This window comes from Streptomyces sp. SID14478 (assembly GCF_010548525.1).
In the GTDB taxonomy this organism is placed as follows: domain Bacteria; phylum Actinomycetota; class Actinomycetes; order Streptomycetales; family Streptomycetaceae; genus Streptomyces.
The window spans coordinates 1-14,892 of sequence record NZ_JAAGMG010000709.1; the positions used below are offsets into that span (position 1 = coordinate 1).

Consider the following 14,892-nt stretch of genomic DNA (forward strand, 5'->3'; position numbering starts at 1 on the left):
GCCCGCGCGAGCGCAGCCTCCTCCACGAGCACGCCCTGCCGCTCGTACCGCCCGCGCCGCCGGTGGAACCGCACCACGACCGCCGACAGGGCGCTCTCCTCGCGGGCCCGCCGGGTCAACGCCGTGTCGCCGCGCGGCAGATACACCAGATGTCCCAGGTCGACGCAGTCCAGACAGCGCGGCCGCCCCTCCTCCAGTACCAGCAGGGTCAGCGGTCCGGCCCGGCAGGCGCCGCAGCGGCGGTGTTTGACCGGCTGGAAGACGAGGGGGCCGCGGACCGCGAGGGAGGTCGCGGGCGGCGGGGCCGTGCTGCTCATACGAACGTCATGCCCGCCGGGGAACCTCCGTCACCGCCCGGCATCATGGAGCGTGTGCGACTCGAAGCGATCACCTGGGAACGGCTCGGCGACGCCCTCGCCGAGCGCCTGCTCGACCTGAAGGCGGCCGACGGCGGCCCCTGGCCGAAGGTCGCCTTCGACGGGGCACCGGCCGCCCGTCCCGGCGACCTCGCGGCCCGCGTCGCCGAGGCCCTGCGCGTCCGCGGCCGCACCTCCCTCACCATCGGCACGGAGGGCTTCCTGCGCCCGGCCTCGCTGCGCTACGAGTTCGGGCGCGAGGACGAGGAGTCGTACTACAGCGGCTGGTTCGACACGGGCGCCCTGTGGCGTGAGGTGTTCGGCCCGCTCGCACCCGACGGCACGGGCCGGGTCCTGCCCGACCTGTGGGACCCGGCCACCGACCGCGCCACCCGCAGCCCCTACGTCCGACTGCCGCCGGGCGGCGCCCTGTTGCTGCACGGACCGTTCCTGCTGAACCACTGGTTCCCCTTCGACCTGACGGTCCACGTGGGCCTGACCCCCGGCGCCCTGCGCCGACGCACCCCCGAAGCCGACCGGTGGACGCTGCCCGCCTTCGCCCGCTACGACACCGAGACCGCTCCGGGCGACGGCGCCGACATCGTCGTACGGGCCGACGATCCGCGGCATCCGGCCTGGTCACAGCGGTGACCTCGGCTGCGGCGACCGCGAGGACATGCGGCCCGCACCCGGCGCGGTGAGAATGAGGGACGGCGCCGGACCCCACCCCGGCCCCGGGAGGTACGACCATGACCACCGCCGCGGACATCATGCACCCCGGTGCGCGCTGGATCCCCGCCCACGAGACCCTGGACCGCGCCGCGCAGCTCATGCGTGAGCTGAACGTCGGCGCGCTGCCCATCAGCGACGAGAACGAGCGGCTGTGCGGCATCCTCACCGACCGCGACATCGTCGTCGGCTGCGTGGCCATGGGGCACGATCCCGCCAAGGTCACCGCAGGGGAGATGGCCAAGGGCACGCCCCGCTGGATCGACGCGGGCGCCGAGCTCGACGACGTCCTGCACGAGATGCAGGACCACCAGATCCGCCGGCTGCCGGTCATCGAGAACAAGCGCCTCGTCGGCATGATCAGCGAGGCCGACCTGGCCACCCATCTGAGCGAGGACCAGATCGCGTCGTGGGTGGAGAGCGTCTACGCGAAGAGCTGACCCGTGTCCGGCGCCGCCTCGATCGGACCGCGACTCAGAGCCAGCCGTTGCGCTTGAAGCCCCGGTAGACGCCGAAACAGATCAGGGCGATGACGGACATCATGATCGGATAGCCGAACTGCCAGTGCAGCTCCGGCATGTGGTCGAAGTTCATGCCGTAGACCCCGCAGCCCATCGTCGGCACGGCGACGATCGCGGCCCAGGCCGTGATCTTGCGCATGTCCTCGTTCTGCGCGACCGTCACCTGTGCCAGATGGGCCTGCAGGATCGAGTTCAGCAGTTCGTCGAAGGCCGCTATCTGCTCCGCCGCCCGCAGCAGATGGTCCGAGACGTCACGGAAGTACGCCTGTATCTCGGGCGGCACGACGGGGTACGGGCGGCCCGCCAGCTCCATTATCGGGCGGGACAGCGGTATCACCGCCCGCTTCAACTCCAGCAGTTCGCGCTTGAGTTGGTAGATGCGTCCCGGGTCGGCCCGCTCCCCGTTCTGCGAGAACACGTCCGCCTCGACCTCGTCGATGTCCGCCTGTACCTCGTCGGTCACCGTCAGGTAGTCGTCGACCACGTTGTCCGCGATCGCGTGCAGCACCGCGGCCGGACCCTTGGCGAGCTGCTCCGGATTCGCCTCCAGGCTCTCCCGCACGGGCCCCAGCGAACCGTGCCGCCCGTGCCGCACCGTGATCACGAAGTCCCGGCCGACGAACACCATGAGCTCCCCGGTGTCGACGACCTCGCTCGTCGCGGTGAGCTCCGCGTGCTCGACGTAACAGACCGTCTTGAAGACCGCGAACAGCGTCTCCCCGTACCGCTCCACCTTCGGCCGCTGGTGCGCGTGGACCGCGTCCTCCACGGCCAACGGGTGCAGGTCGAACAGCTCCGCGATGTCCGCGATCTCCAGCTCGGTCGGCTCGTGCAGGCCGAGCCAGACGAATCCGTCGTCCGACTTGCGCACCGCGCGCATCGCCTCGGCGAGGTCGCGGCCGCCCGTCTCGCGGACGCCGTCGCGGTACGTCACGCAGTTCACCACCGCCGATCCGAGCGGGGAGCGCGCCGGGTGGCTCAGGTCGATCCGGCGCCGGCGCCGCGCCAGCTTCGCGACCTTGCGCAGGTTGCCCGCCATCGACATGCTCGGCTCCTCGTGCCCGTTCCCGTACGTGTTCGTACGGCCTTCGTGTTCCGCAAGGCCCTCGTGACCCTCGTGACCCTCGTGACCCTCGTGGCTCTCGTGTTCCGCAAGGCCTTCGCGTCCGTACGTCCCTACACCTTTCGGGTTCCGTACGTCCCTCGTGCGCTTGCGTGACCAGCCAGTGTGCCAGCCGCCACCGACAATGCGGGAGGCCCCGATGTGGCACCAAGCAGGGCAAATGTCTGGTATCGGGTGACGGGGCTGGGATGATCGGGCCATGATGCAATCCGGCGGCCACGCGTACCTTCTCGACAATCAGCAACCCGAGGCGGGGCGGCGCTTCGACGCCTTCACGACCCTGTTCGACCCCACGACGTTCCGGCACATGGAGCGCCTCGGGGTCGGTTCCGGCTGGCGCTGCTGGGAGGTCGGCGCCGGCGGCACCTCGGTGGTGTCGTGGCTGGCGCGCAAGGTCGGTCCGACCGGCCGGGTCCTCGCCACCGACATCGACACGTCCTGGCAGAGCGGCGCGCCGCGCACCCCCGTCGAGGTGCGCCGGCACGACGTCGGCGTCGACGAGCCGCCCGCCGAGAGCTTCGACCTGGTGCACGCCCGGCTCGTCCTGGTCCACGTGCCGGACCGGGAGCGGGCGTTGAAGTCGATGATCCGTTCCCTGCGCCCCGGTGGCCGCCTCCTCGTCGAGGACGCCGACCCGGCACTCCAGCCGCTGCTCAGCCCCGACGAGCACGGCCCCGAACAGCAGTTGGCCAACCGTCTGCGCCACGGTTTCCGCGCCCTGCTGGCGGAGCGCGGCGCCGATCTGTCGTACGGCCGCAAACTCCCGCGCCTGCTGCGCGAGGCGGGCCTGCGCCAGGTGGAGGCCGATGCGTACTTCCCCCTGACGTCCCCCGCCTGCACGGCGCTGGAAACGGCGACGGTCGAGCAGATCCGTACCCGGCTCGTCGAGGGCGGCATCGCCACGGACGAGGACATCGACCGCCATCTGGCGAACGTCGCCGAGGGCTCGATGGACCTGGCGACCGCGCCACTGATCTCGGCGTGGGGGAGGAAGCCCTAGTCCTGCGGGGCGCGCGTCTCTTCGGACCGGGGGCCGGTCGGGTCGGGCGGGTCGCGTCGCCTCGGGCGGGGGCGTGTCGCCTTGGGCCGGGGCGCGTCGCCTCGGGCGGGGGAGTGTGTCGCCTTGGGTCGGGGCGCGTTTCCCGGGCTGGGAGTGCGTCTCCTCGGGCTTGGGGGTGCTGCCCCGCCGGGCTTTCCTTCTGTCGTGGGTCTGCCGCTGTCCGTGCGGCTTCCGACTGGTCCTCGCGGAGGCGGCGTTCCGTCGTGGTGCGCTGTCGGTGCGGCTGATGCGCTGTCCGTGCGGGTCCCGGCGAGCGCGCTAGCGGTGCGTCCTTCCGTCATGGCCTGTCCGTCCGTGCGGCTCCCGGCGGGTGTCTTCGTGCCGGGCGGTCTTTCGCCATGGTGCGCCGTCTGCACGGCTCCTGGCGAGCGTCCTCGTGGGGCGGTCTTCTGTCGTGGTCTGGTACACGCGGCTTGACTTCAGCATTGGGAAGCTCCCGGCGAATGCCTTCGCGGAGGCGGCGTTCCGTCGTGGTGCGCTGTCCGTGCGGCTGACGCGCTGTCCGTGCGGGCCCCGGGAGCGCGCCGGCAGGGCGCCCTTCCGTCATTGCCTGTCGTCCCGGCGGCTCCCGGCGGGTGTCTTCGCGGGGCGGCCGTCCGTCATGGTCTGCCGCCCACCCGGCCCACGGCGAGTGCCCCCGCCCGGCAGGCTTCCGTCACGGCCTCCCGCCAGCCGTCGCCCCGAAGCCGCGCCGCGAGCAGCGCTCCGGTGAACGCGTCGCCCGCTCCCGTCGAGTCCCGCACCGTCACGTCCGGGACCGCGGCGACCCGCTCCCGTACCAGGCCGGCCCGGGCCACGAGCGCTCCGGCCGCGCCGGCCTTCACGACCACCGTCGCGAACCGCCCGCTCAGCTTCGAGCCGGCCGCCTCCACGTCACCCGCCCCGGTGAGCAGCGCCGCCTCGTCGCGGCTCGGCACCAGCACGTCCACCCCGTCCGCGAGCGCCAGGAACCGCTCGGGCCCCCACTCCCGCAGGAACCCGGCAGAGGCGGGGTCCACACTCACCGGGACGCCACGCGCGCGTGCGTCGCCCAATGCCGCCGCCACCAACTCCCGCCCCGTGGCGGAGAAGAAGAGATACCCGGACAGATGCAGCCAGTCCACCCCGTCGAGGTACGCGGCGGACCAGTCGGCGGGGCCGATACGCAGACATGCCCCGCTGTCCGTGAGGAACGTTCGCTCGGCTCCGTGCTCCGCGTCCACGAGACAGATCACCGACCCCGTCGGCGCCTGCGCGTCCACCACGAGCCGCGGCCGCACTCCGGCCCGTACGAGCGCCTCCTCGTGCCAGCGCGCCGCATCCGCCCCGACCCGCCCCAGCAGCGTCACGTCCCGGCACCCCCAACGCACCGCCCAGCACGCGACGTTGGCGCCCGCGCCGCCGGGCACCGTACGGATCGCGGCGACCGTGTCCGTGCCCGAGGCGAGCGCTCCGCGGTGCCGCGCGACGACATCCGTGACGACGTCGCCGACGACCAGCAGCGCCCCGCCGCCCGCCCTCGTCACCTCTCGGCCCAGGCCGCGGCGATCCGCCCGCCGAGCCGTACGTTGCCGCGTACGGCCGCGAGATTGGCCTCCAGTGACGCCCCGCCGGTGTGCCGCACCAGGTAGTCGAGCAGGAACGGCGTCACGGCCTGGCCGCTCACCCCCTGCTCCCCGCACGCCCGCAGTCCGTTCTCGAGTACGCGCGCGTGCAGCGCGGGATCGAGTTGCTCCGCCTCCGGTACGGGGTTGGCGACGATCAGCGCGGACTCGTCGGCCTCCAAGGCGTCCTGAGCCCGCATCACCGCCGCGACCTCACCCGGCGTGCCCAGCGTCCAGTCCACCGGCTCGCCGGAGTCGGCGAGGTAGAAGCCCGGGAAGCGGTCGGTACCGAACCCCGCCACCGACACCCCCAGCGTCTCCAGGCGCTGCAGCGTGGCGGGCACGTCGAGGATCGACTTCACTCCCGCGCACACCACGGTGATCCGCGTACGCGCGAGGAGACCCAGGTCGGCCGATTCGTCCTGGGTCTGGGTCCAGCCCCGGTGCACCCCGCCCAGCCCGCCCGTCGCGAAGACGCGTACCCCGGCGCGCGCGGCGAGCAGCGCCGTCGCCGAGACGGTCGTCGCACCGCTCGCGCCCGTCGCCACGGCGAGCGGGAGATCGCGCCGGCTCAGCTTCCGGATGCCGTCCTCGTTGGCCACCCGCTCCAGTTGCTGCTTGTCCAGGCCCACATGAGGCCGGCCGTCCAGCACCGCGATCGTCGCGGGAACGGCGCCCTCGTCGCGTACGGCCTGCTCCAGCTCCGCGGCGACCCGCAGGTTCCGTGGCCTCGGCAGCCCGTGGGCGATGATCGTCGACTCCAGTGCCACCACGGGACGCCCCGCCCCGACCGCGTCCCGTACCTCGTCCGCCACGCTCAACATGCGTACGCCTCCCGCCCGTTGGAACCCTCTCCGCCGTCCCTCTCATCACTGGCGGTCGTGCGACGCCCCCAAACACGTCACCTACAGGCTCACGCACAGCGAACGGGGCCCCACGCGCGCGTGGAGCCCCGCTCGTACGACGTCGCTGCCGCTGTCACACCGGCCGGACACCGCTCAGTACACCGTGCGGATCCAGGACGTACTTCTTGCTCGCGCCCTGGTCGAACTCGGCGTAGCCGCGCGGCGCGTCGTCGAGACCGATCACCGTCGCGTTGACGGCCTTGGCGATGTGCACGCGCTCGTGCAGGATCGCCATCATCAGGCCCCGGTGGTACGTCATGACGGGGCACTGCCCGGTCGTGAACCGGTGGCTCTTCGCCCAGCCGAGCCCGAGTCGCACCTTCAGCGTCCCGGTACGCGCGTCCTGGTCGACGCCGCCCGGGTCGTCGGTGACGTACAGGCCGGGAATGCCGAGCGCGCCGCCGGCCGTCGTCACGCCCATCAGCGAGTTGAGCACGGTCGCGGGCGCCTCGGGGGAGCCCTGGCCGTGCGCGCGGGCCTCGAAGCCGACCGCGTCCACGGCCGCGTCCACCTCGGGCACACCGAGGATCTCGGCGATCTGCTCCTCGACCGTGCCCCGGGTCAGATCGACCGTCTCGCAGCCGAAACTCCGTGCCTGCGCGAGCCGTTCGGCGTTCAGGTCGCCGACGATCACCACGGCCGCGCCGAGCAGTTGTGCCGACGCGGCGGCCGCGAGCCCGACGGGCCCGGCACCGGCGACGTACACCGTCGAGCCGACCTGGGTGCCCGCTGTCACCGCGCCGTGGAAGCCGGTCGGGAAGATGTCCGACAGCATCGTCAGATCGAGCAGTTTCTCGCGCGCCTGCTCCGGGTCGGGGAAGCGCAGCGCGTTGAAGTCCGCGTACGGGATCATGACGAACTCGGCCTGCCCGCCGACCCAGCCGCCCATGTCGACATAGCCGTAGGCCGCCCCCGGGCGGGCGGGGTTGACGTTCAGGCAGATGCCGGTCTTGCGCTCCTTGCAGTTGCGGCAGCGCCCGCACGCGATGTTGAACGGCACCGAGACGATGTCCCCGACGTCCAGGAACTCGACGTCGGGCCCCTTCTCGATGATCTCGCCGGTGATCTCGTGGCCGAGGACGAGGCCCTCGGGAGCGGTGGTGCGGCCGCGCACCATGTGCTGGTCGCTGCCGCAGATGTTGGTGGCCAGCACCTTGAGGATGACGCCGTGCCGGCAGGTCCGGCCGACATTCGCGGACGCCACCCCCGGGCCGTCCTTCAGTTCGAGCGTCGGGTGGTCGATGGTCCTGACCTCCACCGCACCCGGCTTGAGATACGCGACTGCCCTGTTTCCGCTCATGCCTGATCGCCGTCCCTTCGGTTCCGTGACTTCGTTCCGGCGGATGTTGCGGCTGTGCGCACGGCGGAGTCTGCTACCGAATCGGCGCTCTGAGGAGCCCCGGCGGGACCCGTTGTCGAACGGGGAACGGCGGGCGGGTCAGCGGCGGAGCCGGCCGCGGTCCAGTGCGGCGACGCCGAGCGCCGCCAGGCCGATCTGGATCAGCCACTCGATCCAGTCCACGCCGTCGGTGTCCTGGACGTCGAAGCCCGCGGCGATCGCCGAGCCGAGCAGGGCCGCGACGATGCCGACGGCGATCGTCGCGAGGATGCCGATGCGCTGCCGGCCGGGCAGTGCGAGGCGACCGAGCACACCGATGACGATGCCGATCACGATCGCGCTGAGAATGCCGGAGATCTCCATGTCGTGCCTCCAGAAGACATGTCGTCATATCGCTCTGTGTGTCTGCCACATGTCTTCCCCTGGACGAGCCGTCCAGTCGCCGCCGCCCGTACGTGACGAGCCGTCCAGTGAGAGGAGAGACGCAGGTCATCTAGGGTGACCGCCCATGACCACGAACGATCAGTCCCTCTCCGCCCGTTCCTCGGCCCCTTCCTCGCCCTCTTCCTGGCCCTCTTCCTCTGCCGATGCCTCCGTGTCCGTCTCCGCCTCCGTTCCCGCACCCTCGCCCGCGTCCTTCGCCGTGCGCGTCCCGGAGGTGACGCTGGAGCCGGAACCCCTCGACCCGGCCCAGATCGTCTCGGGCGATCCGGTCGTCACGGGCGCGGTGCTGTGGGAGTCGGCCGACGGCAAGCAACTGCGCGGCATCTGGCAGATCACGCCCGGCGTCGTCACCGACACGGAGGCGAACGAGCTGTTCGTGGTCGTCAGCGGACGCGCCACCGTCGAGGTCGAGGGCGGCGACGTCCTGGAACTCGGCCCCGGCACGGCCGCCGTGCTCCGCGAGGGCGACCGCACGACGTGGACGGTGCACGAGACGCTGCGCAAGGCCTACCACATCACACTGAGCTGAACTCCCTTGCCAAGTAGGCAGGTTGGGCTTACTGGGTCTGGGTCTGGGTCTGTTGAGTCTGTCGGGGCTCCGGATCGCTGGTTCGCCGGGTGAACAGGGTGAATGCGCCGAGCGGTACCAGCAGGCACGCCGCGGCCAGGTTCAGCCAGGCGTAGCTCGCCGTCGCCACGACCAGGCCCGCCGTCGCCCCGCCGATGCCTGCCGACAGGCTCGTCGTCAGATCGGACAGGCCCTGCGCGGCGGCCCGCGCGGCCTGGGGAACGGAGTCGGTGAGCAGCGCGGAGCCCGCGACGAGCCCCGCCGACCAGCCGAGACCCAGCACGAACAGACCGGCGGCGCTCTGCGCGTGGCTGCCGCCCGCCGTCCCCGCGAGCAGCGCCGCACAGGCCAGCAGCCCCACCGCGAGCCCGATCACCGCCAACCGGCCGAGGGCGTCCGCGAGACGTCCCATCACCGGCGAGAACGCGTACATCCCGGCGATGTGCCCGCTGATGACCAGGCCGATCAACTCGATGCCGGCGCCGTGGTGTTCGAGATCCACCGGCGTCATCGACATGACCGACACCATCGCGGTGTGCGACACGGCTACCGTCACCAGCGCGAGCCGGGCGCGCGGCGACGCGGAGACGGCGGCGAACCCGGCGCGCAGGGAGCGGGCCGCGCGCGTCTGCTCCTCCGCCGGAGCCAGCGCCCGGGCGGTCAGCAGCGGATCGGGGCGCAGCGTGAGGTGCACCAGGGCCGCGGCGAGGAGGAACACCCCGGCCGCCCACACGAAGGGACCCGATTCGGCGGGTATGCCGAGCCCGGCGACGCTGCGGCCCGCGGGCGCCGCTATGTTCGGCCCGAGCACGGCGCCGACGGTGGTGGCCCACACGACGGTCGAGATGGCACGGGCCCGCCGGTCGGGCTCGGCCAGGTCGGCGGCCGCGTACCGGGCCTGCAGATTGGCGGACGACGCGGCACCGAAGCCCGCGAGCCCCACGAGCAGCAGCGGGAAACTCCCCGCCTTGGCCGCGATCACGGTCGTGGCTGCCCCCAGCGTGCCGATCAGATAGGCGAGCACGAGTCCGGCACGTCGCCCCCGCGCGTTCATCAGAGCGGCCAGGGGGACCGAGAGAACCGCGGATCCGGCGACGCTCGCCGTCGACGCGAGCCCCGACAGCGCCTCGTCACCGCTGACCTTCTTGGCGAGCACGGCGGCCAGCGCGATCCCCGTGGCCGTGCCGAGTCCGCCGAGTATCTGGGAGGCAACGAGCACCCGCTGAGTACGCCGCTGCAGACCGGCCATGCCCGTGCCCGCACCGGGCCGAACACCATCACCCACGGTCCGCCCGCCACCCCTGGCGTGCTGGTCCCCGACAGCCTGCCCGCCACCCCCAGCCCGTCCGGCGTTCGAGGACGAGCCTTTCAGGCGACCGAACCGCCCACCCCGTGCACGCAACGACGGCCCCCCACCCCAACGAACGAACGGACAAACGAACCAGAACCCCGCCCCGGACTCCGGGGACCCTCTCAGAACAGCGGCTCGGGCAACACCCCTTCGAGCGCCAGCAACTTCCGCTTCGCCTCCAGGCCGCCCCCGAACCCACCGATCCCGCCGTCGCGCTCCACCACCCGGTGGCACGGCACCACGACCGGCAGCGGATTGGCCCCCATCGCCGCGCCCACGGCCTGCGCGGCCCCGGGCTGTCCCACGCGGCTCGCCAGGTCCCCGTAGCCCACGACCGCCCCGTACGGCACCCCGGCGGCCAGCTCGCGCAGCACCTCCCGGTTGAACCCGGCGATCAGCGACCAGTCGAGCGGCAGATCGAAGTCGCGCCGCCGCCCGGCGAAGTAGTCCTCCAGCTGGCGCCTCGCCTCGGCGAGCAGCGGCGCGTCCGGTGCCGGGACCGGCTCGGCCCCGAAACGGGAGGCCAGCCGGCCGAGCGCCTTGTCCCGCACCGCGTCGGTGGCGTGGAAGACCACGGTCACCAGCCCCTCGTCCGTCGCGGCGAGCAGCAGCGGTCCGATGTCGCTGTCCACGGCGGCCCACACGACCCGCGCGCCCTCGCTCTGCTTCTGCTGCTCCTGCCCAGTGGCGTCCATGGCGACCACGCTACGGCGCGGCACTGACAACGCAGGGCCGGGAGCCCGGACGACAGAAGTCGGGCGGAGAACGGTCATTGCTTGAACGGTGTTATCCAACTGCGACCGACCCCGCGTTCAATGCCAGGATCCTTTGCCGGAAAATCGTTCGAGCGTTCCCGTGTGAGCTTTAATCTCAGCCTCAACCGCGGCCGCCCCCACGGCCGTTCACACAGGGGACGAGCAGGAAATTTCAGGGCAAACACGGGCGGAAGGGCTTCGACGCATGCAGGGGTCGGTCGACGGCTTCAGTTATGGACTGGTCACCCCGGGGGTGGCGTACCTCATGGCCTGCCTCGGCGGAGCCCTGGGCCTTCGGTGCACCACCAGATCGCTTCTCGTCGCCAACACCTGGCGGGTCGGCTGGCTCGCGCTCGGGTCCGCGGCGATCGGTTCGGGCATCTGGACGATGCACTTCATCGCGATGATGGGCTTCACGGTCGAGGACATGCCGATCCACTACGACAAGGCCCTGACGTTCGCGAGCCTCGGCGTCGCCATCGTCATGGTCGGCATAGGCGTCTTCATCGTCGGCTACAAGGGAGCGACCGGCCCCGCCCTGTTCACCGGTGGCACGATCACCGGCCTGGGCGTCGCGTCGATGCACTACCTGGGAATGGCCGGGATGCGGATGCACGGGACGATCGAGTACAACACCGTGATCGTGGCGGCCTCGGTGGTGATCGCCATGGTGGCCGCCACCGCGGCACTGTGGGCCGCCGTACAGATCCGCGGCATCCTGTGGAGCCTCGGCGCGAGCCTGGTGATGGGGCTCGCCGTCTCCGGCATGCACTACATGGGGATGGCGGCCGTCAGTGTCCACGTGCAGGGAGGCGTCACCGGTTCCCCCGGAGGGGACTCGGCCACGAACATCCTCGCGCCCATGATGATCGGCCCGCTGTGTTTCCTGCTCCTGGCCGGCGTGGTGGTCATGTTCGACCCGCTGATGGTCATGGGGCGGCCCGACTGGCGTGACGCCCAGGAGGCCGCGGACCAGGAAGGCCGCCCCGCGCGCGGCTTCGTGCCGCGCCCGCGCCGAGCCCCCGACGGGCAGCAGCCGCGCACGCCGCAGGGCTGGTGACCCGGCGGACGGCCCCTGTTGTCAGTGGGGGGTCGTACGGTGGATTCCATGCGGCCCGTATCCAAGATCGAACGCACGGTGGCACCTTTCGAGGTCGTCAGCCCGTACCAGCCCAGCGGTGACCAGCCCGCGGCCATCGCCGAGCTGGACAAGCGCATCCGCGCAGGTGAGAAGGACGTCGTCCTGCTCGGCGCGACCGGCACCGGCAAGTCCGCCACCACGGCGTGGATGATCGAGAAGCTCCAGCGCCCCACGCTCGTGATGGCTCCGAACAAGACGCTGGCCGCGCAGCTGGCCAACGAGTTCCGCGAGCTGCTTCCGAACAACGCGGTCGAGTACTTCGTCTCGTACTACGACTACTACCAGCCCGAGGCGTACGTCCCGCAGTCGGACACCTACATCGAGAAGGACTCCTCGATCAACGAGGAGGTGGAGCGCCTGCGCCACTCCGCGACGAACTCGCTGCTGACCCGCCGTGACGTCGTCGTCGTCGCCTCCGTCTCGTGCATCTACGGCTTGGGCACGCCGCAGGAGTACGTGGACCGCATGGTCCCGCTGAAGGTCGGCGACGAGTTCGACCGTGACGACCTGCTGCGACGCTTCGTCGACATTCAGTACACGCGCAACGACGTGGCGTTCAGCCGCGGCACGTTCCGCGTCCGCGGCGACACCATCGAGATCTTCCCGGTCTACGAGGAGCTCGCCGTCCGCATCGAGATGTTCGGCGACGAGATCGAGTCGCTGTCCACGCTGCACCCGCTCACCGGCGAGGTCATCAGCGACGACGATTCGCTGTACATCTTCCCGGCGACGCACTACGTGGCGGGCCCCGAGCGGCTGGAGCGCGCGGCGAACGACATCGAGAAGGAGCTCGGCGAGCGCCTGTCCACGCTGGAGAAGCAGGGCAAGATGCTGGAGGCCCAGCGCCTGCGCATGCGCACCACGTACGACCTGGAGATGCTCCGCCAGATCGGCTCCTGCTCCGGCGTGGAGAACTACTCGATGCACTTCGACGGCCGCGAGCCCGGCTCCCCGCCGAACACGCTGCTCGACTACTTCCCGGACGACTTCCTGCTCGTCATCGACGAGTCGCACGTCACCGTGCCGCAGATCGGCGCCATGTACGAGGGCGACGCCTCCCGCAAGCGCACCCTCGTCGACCACGGCTTCCGGCTGCCGTCCGCGCTCGACAACCGCCCCCTGAAGTGGGAGGAGTTCCAGGAGCGCATCGGCCAGACCGTGTATCTCTCGGCGACCCCCGGGAACTACGAGCTCGCGCGCGGGGACGGCTACGTCGAGCAGATCATCCGCCCCACCGGCCTCATCGACCCCGAGGTCGTCGTCAAGCCCACCGAGGGGCAGATCGACGACCTGGTGCACGAGATCCGTACGCGCACCGAGAAGGACGAGCGCGTCCTGGTCACCACGCTGACCAAGAAGATGGCCGAGGACCTCACGGACTACTTCCTCGAACTCGGCATCCAGGTGCGCTACCTGCACAGCGACGTCGACACCCTGCGCCGCGTCGAGCTGCTGCGCGAGCTGCGCGCGGGCGAGTACGACGTCCTGGTCGGCATCAACCTGCTGCGCGAGGGCCTCGACCTGCCCGAGGTCTCCCTCGTCGCGATCCTCGACGCCGACAAGGAGGGCTTCCTGCGCTCCGGCACGTCCCTGATCCAGACGATCGGCCGTGCGGCTCGTAACGTGTCGGGCCAGGTCCACATGTACGCCGACAAGGTCACCCCGGCGATGGAGAAGGCCATCGACGAGACCAACCGCCGCCGGGAGAAGCAGGTCGCGTACAACGAGGCGAACGGGATCGACCCGCAGCCCCTGCGCAAGAAGATCAACGACATCGTGGCGTCCATCGCGCGCGAGGACGTGGACACGGAGGAGCTGCTCGGCAGCGGCTACCGCAAGGGCGGCAAGGACGGAAAGGGCGCCAAGGCCCCCGTCCCCGCGCTCGGCAAGGCGGAGACGGGCAAGAAGAAGCGCAGCAAGGCGGAGCCGACCGTCCCCACCGACCGTCCCGCCGCCGAACTCTCCGAGCAGATCGAGGAGTTGACCGAGCGGATGCGGGCCGCGGCGGCGGACCTCCAGTTCGAGATCGCGGCACGCCTGCGCGACGAGGTGTCCGAGATGAAGAAGGAGCTGCGCCAGATGAAGGAGGCGGGCATCGCCTGACCCGCCCCGGCGGGCGGGGCGGCGTGGGCGTGTTGCAAGACCGCCACAAAACCCCGTCCGCGGTGGCGGCGCTGTCAGTGCCGCCCTCTAGGGTTTGACCCAGCCGCGTGCAAGGCGCGGTAACAGGGGATGGTTCGAGAGGGGCAGCGCGTGACCGCCGATTTTTCTGGTGCTTCAAGGGGTCCCGGCATCAGCTTGACCAAGGGCCAGGCCATCAGCCTGGAGAAGCAGGGCGGGGGCACTCTCACCGCCGTGCGCATGGGCCTCGGCTGGCAGGCCGCACCGCGCCGAGGCCTGTTCGGTACGCGTACGCGCGAGATCGACCTCGACGCGTCCGCGGTCCTCTTCGCCGACAAACAGCCCGTGGACGTGGTCTTCTTCCGCCACCTCGTCAGCGACGACGGCTCGGTGCGCCACACCGGTGACAACCTGGTGGGCGGCGTCGGCCAGGGCGGCGACGACGAGGCGATCCTCGTCGACCTCGCGCGCGTGCCCGTGCACATCGACCAGATTGTCTTCACGGTCAACTCCTTCACGGGACAGACCTTCCAGGAAGTGCAGAACGCGTTCTGCCGTCTGGTCGACGAGACGAACGGCCAGGAGCTCGCGCGCTACACGCTCGACGGCGGCGGCCAGTACACGGCGCAGATCATGGCCAAGGTGCACCGGGACGGCGCGGGCTGGAAGATGACGGCCCTGGGCACGGCGGCCAACGGCCGTACGTTCCAGGACCTGATGCCCGCGATCCTGCCCGGTCTGTAGCGGGATCACGATGGCGGCCGAACTGGTGAGGGGCCAGAACCACCCCCTCACCCAGACCCGTCTGGAGATCCGGGTGTCGGCCGGCCGGCCGGTCGTCGCGGGCGCCACGCTCGCCGACGACCGGGGCACCGTGCACGGCACCGAGCGCGTCG

14 protein-coding genes and 1 pseudogene are annotated in these 14,892 nt (G+C 71.3%); 7 read left to right on the plus strand and 8 right to left on the minus strand.

Features of this window, described 5'->3' with window-relative positions; genetic code table 11:
* Positions 1-317, minus strand: a pseudogene (locus G3I40_RS23630) (DUF2293 domain-containing protein); the annotation flags it as partial.
* A gap of 45 nt (positions 318-362) precedes the next feature.
* On the opposite strand from G3I40_RS23630, the gene G3I40_RS23635 reads away from it, so the two are divergent.
* Positions 363-1,007 (plus strand): uridine kinase, encoded by a 645-nt coding sequence (locus G3I40_RS23635; protein WP_164304127.1) that lies wholly within the window; start codon positions 363-365, stop codon positions 1,005-1,007.
* A gap of 98 nt (positions 1,008-1,105) precedes the next feature.
* Positions 1,106-1,525: a CBS domain-containing protein gene (locus G3I40_RS23640; protein ID WP_164304128.1), complete on the plus strand. Its 420-nt coding sequence runs from the start codon at positions 1,106-1,108 to the stop codon at positions 1,523-1,525.
* Positions 1,526-1,559: 34 nt separating this feature from the next.
* Here the strand turns inward: G3I40_RS23640 and G3I40_RS23645 are convergent, their stop codons facing one another.
* Complete coding sequence (locus G3I40_RS23645) at positions 1,560-2,651, minus strand: magnesium and cobalt transport protein CorA (protein ID WP_164304129.1); 1,092 nt, start codon at positions 2,649-2,651, stop codon at positions 1,560-1,562.
* 277 nt (positions 2,652-2,928) lie between these two features.
* Here G3I40_RS23645 and G3I40_RS23650 point away from each other — a divergent pair, with 277 nt between their 5' ends.
* Positions 2,929-3,729: a methyltransferase domain-containing protein gene (locus tag G3I40_RS23650; protein WP_164304130.1), complete on the plus strand. Its 801-nt coding sequence runs from the start codon at positions 2,929-2,931 to the stop codon at positions 3,727-3,729.
* Between the two features lie 659 nt (positions 3,730-4,388).
* Here the strand turns inward: G3I40_RS23650 and G3I40_RS23655 are convergent.
* From G3I40_RS23655 to G3I40_RS23670, 4 genes are all read right to left on the minus strand, one after another.
* Positions 4,389-5,294 carry a sugar kinase gene (locus tag G3I40_RS23655; RefSeq protein WP_164304131.1) on the minus strand — a complete coding sequence of 302 codons (906 nt, stop codon included), beginning with the start codon at positions 5,292-5,294 and terminating at the stop codon, positions 4,389-4,391.
* Positions 5,291-6,196 (minus strand): pseudouridine-5'-phosphate glycosidase, encoded by a 906-nt coding sequence (locus G3I40_RS23660; protein ID WP_164304132.1) that lies wholly within the window; start codon positions 6,194-6,196, stop codon positions 5,291-5,293. Before G3I40_RS23660 ends, G3I40_RS23655 begins: the two co-directional genes overlap by 4 nt.
* A gap of 154 nt (positions 6,197-6,350) precedes the next feature.
* Positions 6,351-7,577 carry a formaldehyde dehydrogenase, glutathione-independent gene (gene fdhA, locus G3I40_RS23665; RefSeq protein WP_164304133.1) on the minus strand — a complete coding sequence of 409 codons (1,227 nt, stop codon included), beginning with the start codon at positions 7,575-7,577 and terminating at the stop codon, positions 6,351-6,353.
* Positions 7,578-7,715: 138 nt separating this feature from the next.
* Positions 7,716-7,979: a GlsB/YeaQ/YmgE family stress response membrane protein gene (locus G3I40_RS23670; protein ID WP_164304134.1), complete on the minus strand. Its 264-nt coding sequence runs from the start codon at positions 7,977-7,979 to the stop codon at positions 7,716-7,718.
* 232 nt (positions 7,980-8,211) lie between these two features.
* On the opposite strand from G3I40_RS23670, the gene G3I40_RS23675 reads away from it, so the two are divergent.
* The gene (locus G3I40_RS23675) at positions 8,212-8,589 is read left to right on the plus strand and encodes a cupin domain-containing protein (RefSeq protein ID WP_164304139.1); all 378 of its coding nucleotides are present in this window, start codon (positions 8,212-8,214) and stop codon (positions 8,587-8,589) included.
* 28 nt (positions 8,590-8,617) lie between these two features.
* On the opposite strand, the gene G3I40_RS23680 is transcribed toward G3I40_RS23675, so the two are convergent.
* Together G3I40_RS23680 and G3I40_RS23685 are read right to left on the minus strand one after the other, a co-directional pair.
* Positions 8,618-9,877 (minus strand): MFS transporter, encoded by a 1,260-nt coding sequence (locus tag G3I40_RS23680; RefSeq protein ID WP_164304140.1) that lies wholly within the window; start codon positions 9,875-9,877, stop codon positions 8,618-8,620.
* A 224-nt stretch (positions 9,878-10,101) separates the two neighbouring features.
* Positions 10,102-10,674 (minus strand): methylated-DNA--[protein]-cysteine S-methyltransferase, encoded by a 573-nt coding sequence (locus G3I40_RS23685; RefSeq protein WP_164304135.1) that lies wholly within the window; start codon positions 10,672-10,674, stop codon positions 10,102-10,104.
* 265 nt (positions 10,675-10,939) lie between these two features.
* Here G3I40_RS23685 and G3I40_RS23690 point away from each other — a divergent pair, with 265 nt between their 5' ends.
* The 3 genes from G3I40_RS23690 to G3I40_RS23700 all read left to right on the plus strand — a co-directional run bounded on the left by G3I40_RS23690 (position 10,940) and on the right by G3I40_RS23700 (position 14,740).
* Positions 10,940-11,794, plus strand: coding sequence for an MHYT domain-containing protein (locus G3I40_RS23690; protein ID WP_164304136.1), 855 nt, complete (start codon positions 10,940-10,942; stop codon positions 11,792-11,794).
* 48 nt (positions 11,795-11,842) lie between these two features.
* Entirely contained in the window at positions 11,843-13,978 is a 2,136-nt protein-coding gene (gene uvrB / locus G3I40_RS23695; protein WP_164304137.1) for an excinuclease ABC subunit UvrB, read from the plus strand.
* A gap of 129 nt (positions 13,979-14,107) precedes the next feature.
* Positions 14,108-14,740 (plus strand): TerD family protein, encoded by a 633-nt coding sequence (locus tag G3I40_RS23700; RefSeq protein WP_164304138.1) that lies wholly within the window; start codon positions 14,108-14,110, stop codon positions 14,738-14,740.
* Positions 14,741-14,892: the final 152 nt, after the last annotated feature.

Excerpts from the sequence above, each read along its gene's own strand:
- G3I40_RS23650 (WP_164304130.1), top strand. The coding sequence starts at position 2,929 with ATGATGCAATCCGGCGGCCACGCGTACCTTCTCGACAATCAGCAACCC.
- G3I40_RS23635 (WP_164304127.1), top strand. The coding sequence starts at position 363 with ATGGAGCGTGTGCGACTCGAAGCGATCACCTGGGAACGGCTCGGCGAC.
- G3I40_RS23670 (WP_164304134.1), bottom strand. The coding sequence starts at position 7,979 with ATGGAGATCTCCGGCATTCTCAGCGCGATCGTGATCGGCATCGTCATC.
- G3I40_RS23690 (WP_164304136.1), top strand. The coding sequence starts at position 10,940 with ATGCAGGGGTCGGTCGACGGCTTCAGTTATGGACTGGTCACCCCGGGG.
- G3I40_RS23660 (WP_164304132.1), bottom strand. The coding sequence starts at position 6,196 with ATGTTGAGCGTGGCGGACGAGGTACGGGACGCGGTCGGGGCGGGGCGT.
- G3I40_RS23685 (WP_164304135.1), bottom strand. The coding sequence starts at position 10,674 with ATGGACGCCACTGGGCAGGAGCAGCAGAAGCAGAGCGAGGGCGCGCGG.
- uvrB (WP_164304137.1), top strand. The coding sequence starts at position 11,843 with ATGCGGCCCGTATCCAAGATCGAACGCACGGTGGCACCTTTCGAGGTC.
- G3I40_RS23680 (WP_164304140.1), bottom strand. The coding sequence starts at position 9,877 with ATGGCCGGTCTGCAGCGGCGTACTCAGCGGGTGCTCGTTGCCTCCCAG.
- G3I40_RS23645 (WP_164304129.1), bottom strand. The coding sequence starts at position 2,651 with ATGTCGATGGCGGGCAACCTGCGCAAGGTCGCGAAGCTGGCGCGGCGC.
- G3I40_RS23640 (WP_164304128.1), top strand. The coding sequence starts at position 1,106 with ATGACCACCGCCGCGGACATCATGCACCCCGGTGCGCGCTGGATCCCC.
- fdhA (WP_164304133.1), bottom strand. The coding sequence starts at position 7,577 with ATGAGCGGAAACAGGGCAGTCGCGTATCTCAAGCCGGGTGCGGTGGAG.
- G3I40_RS23700 (WP_164304138.1), top strand. The coding sequence starts at position 14,108 with ATGGTTCGAGAGGGGCAGCGCGTGACCGCCGATTTTTCTGGTGCTTCA.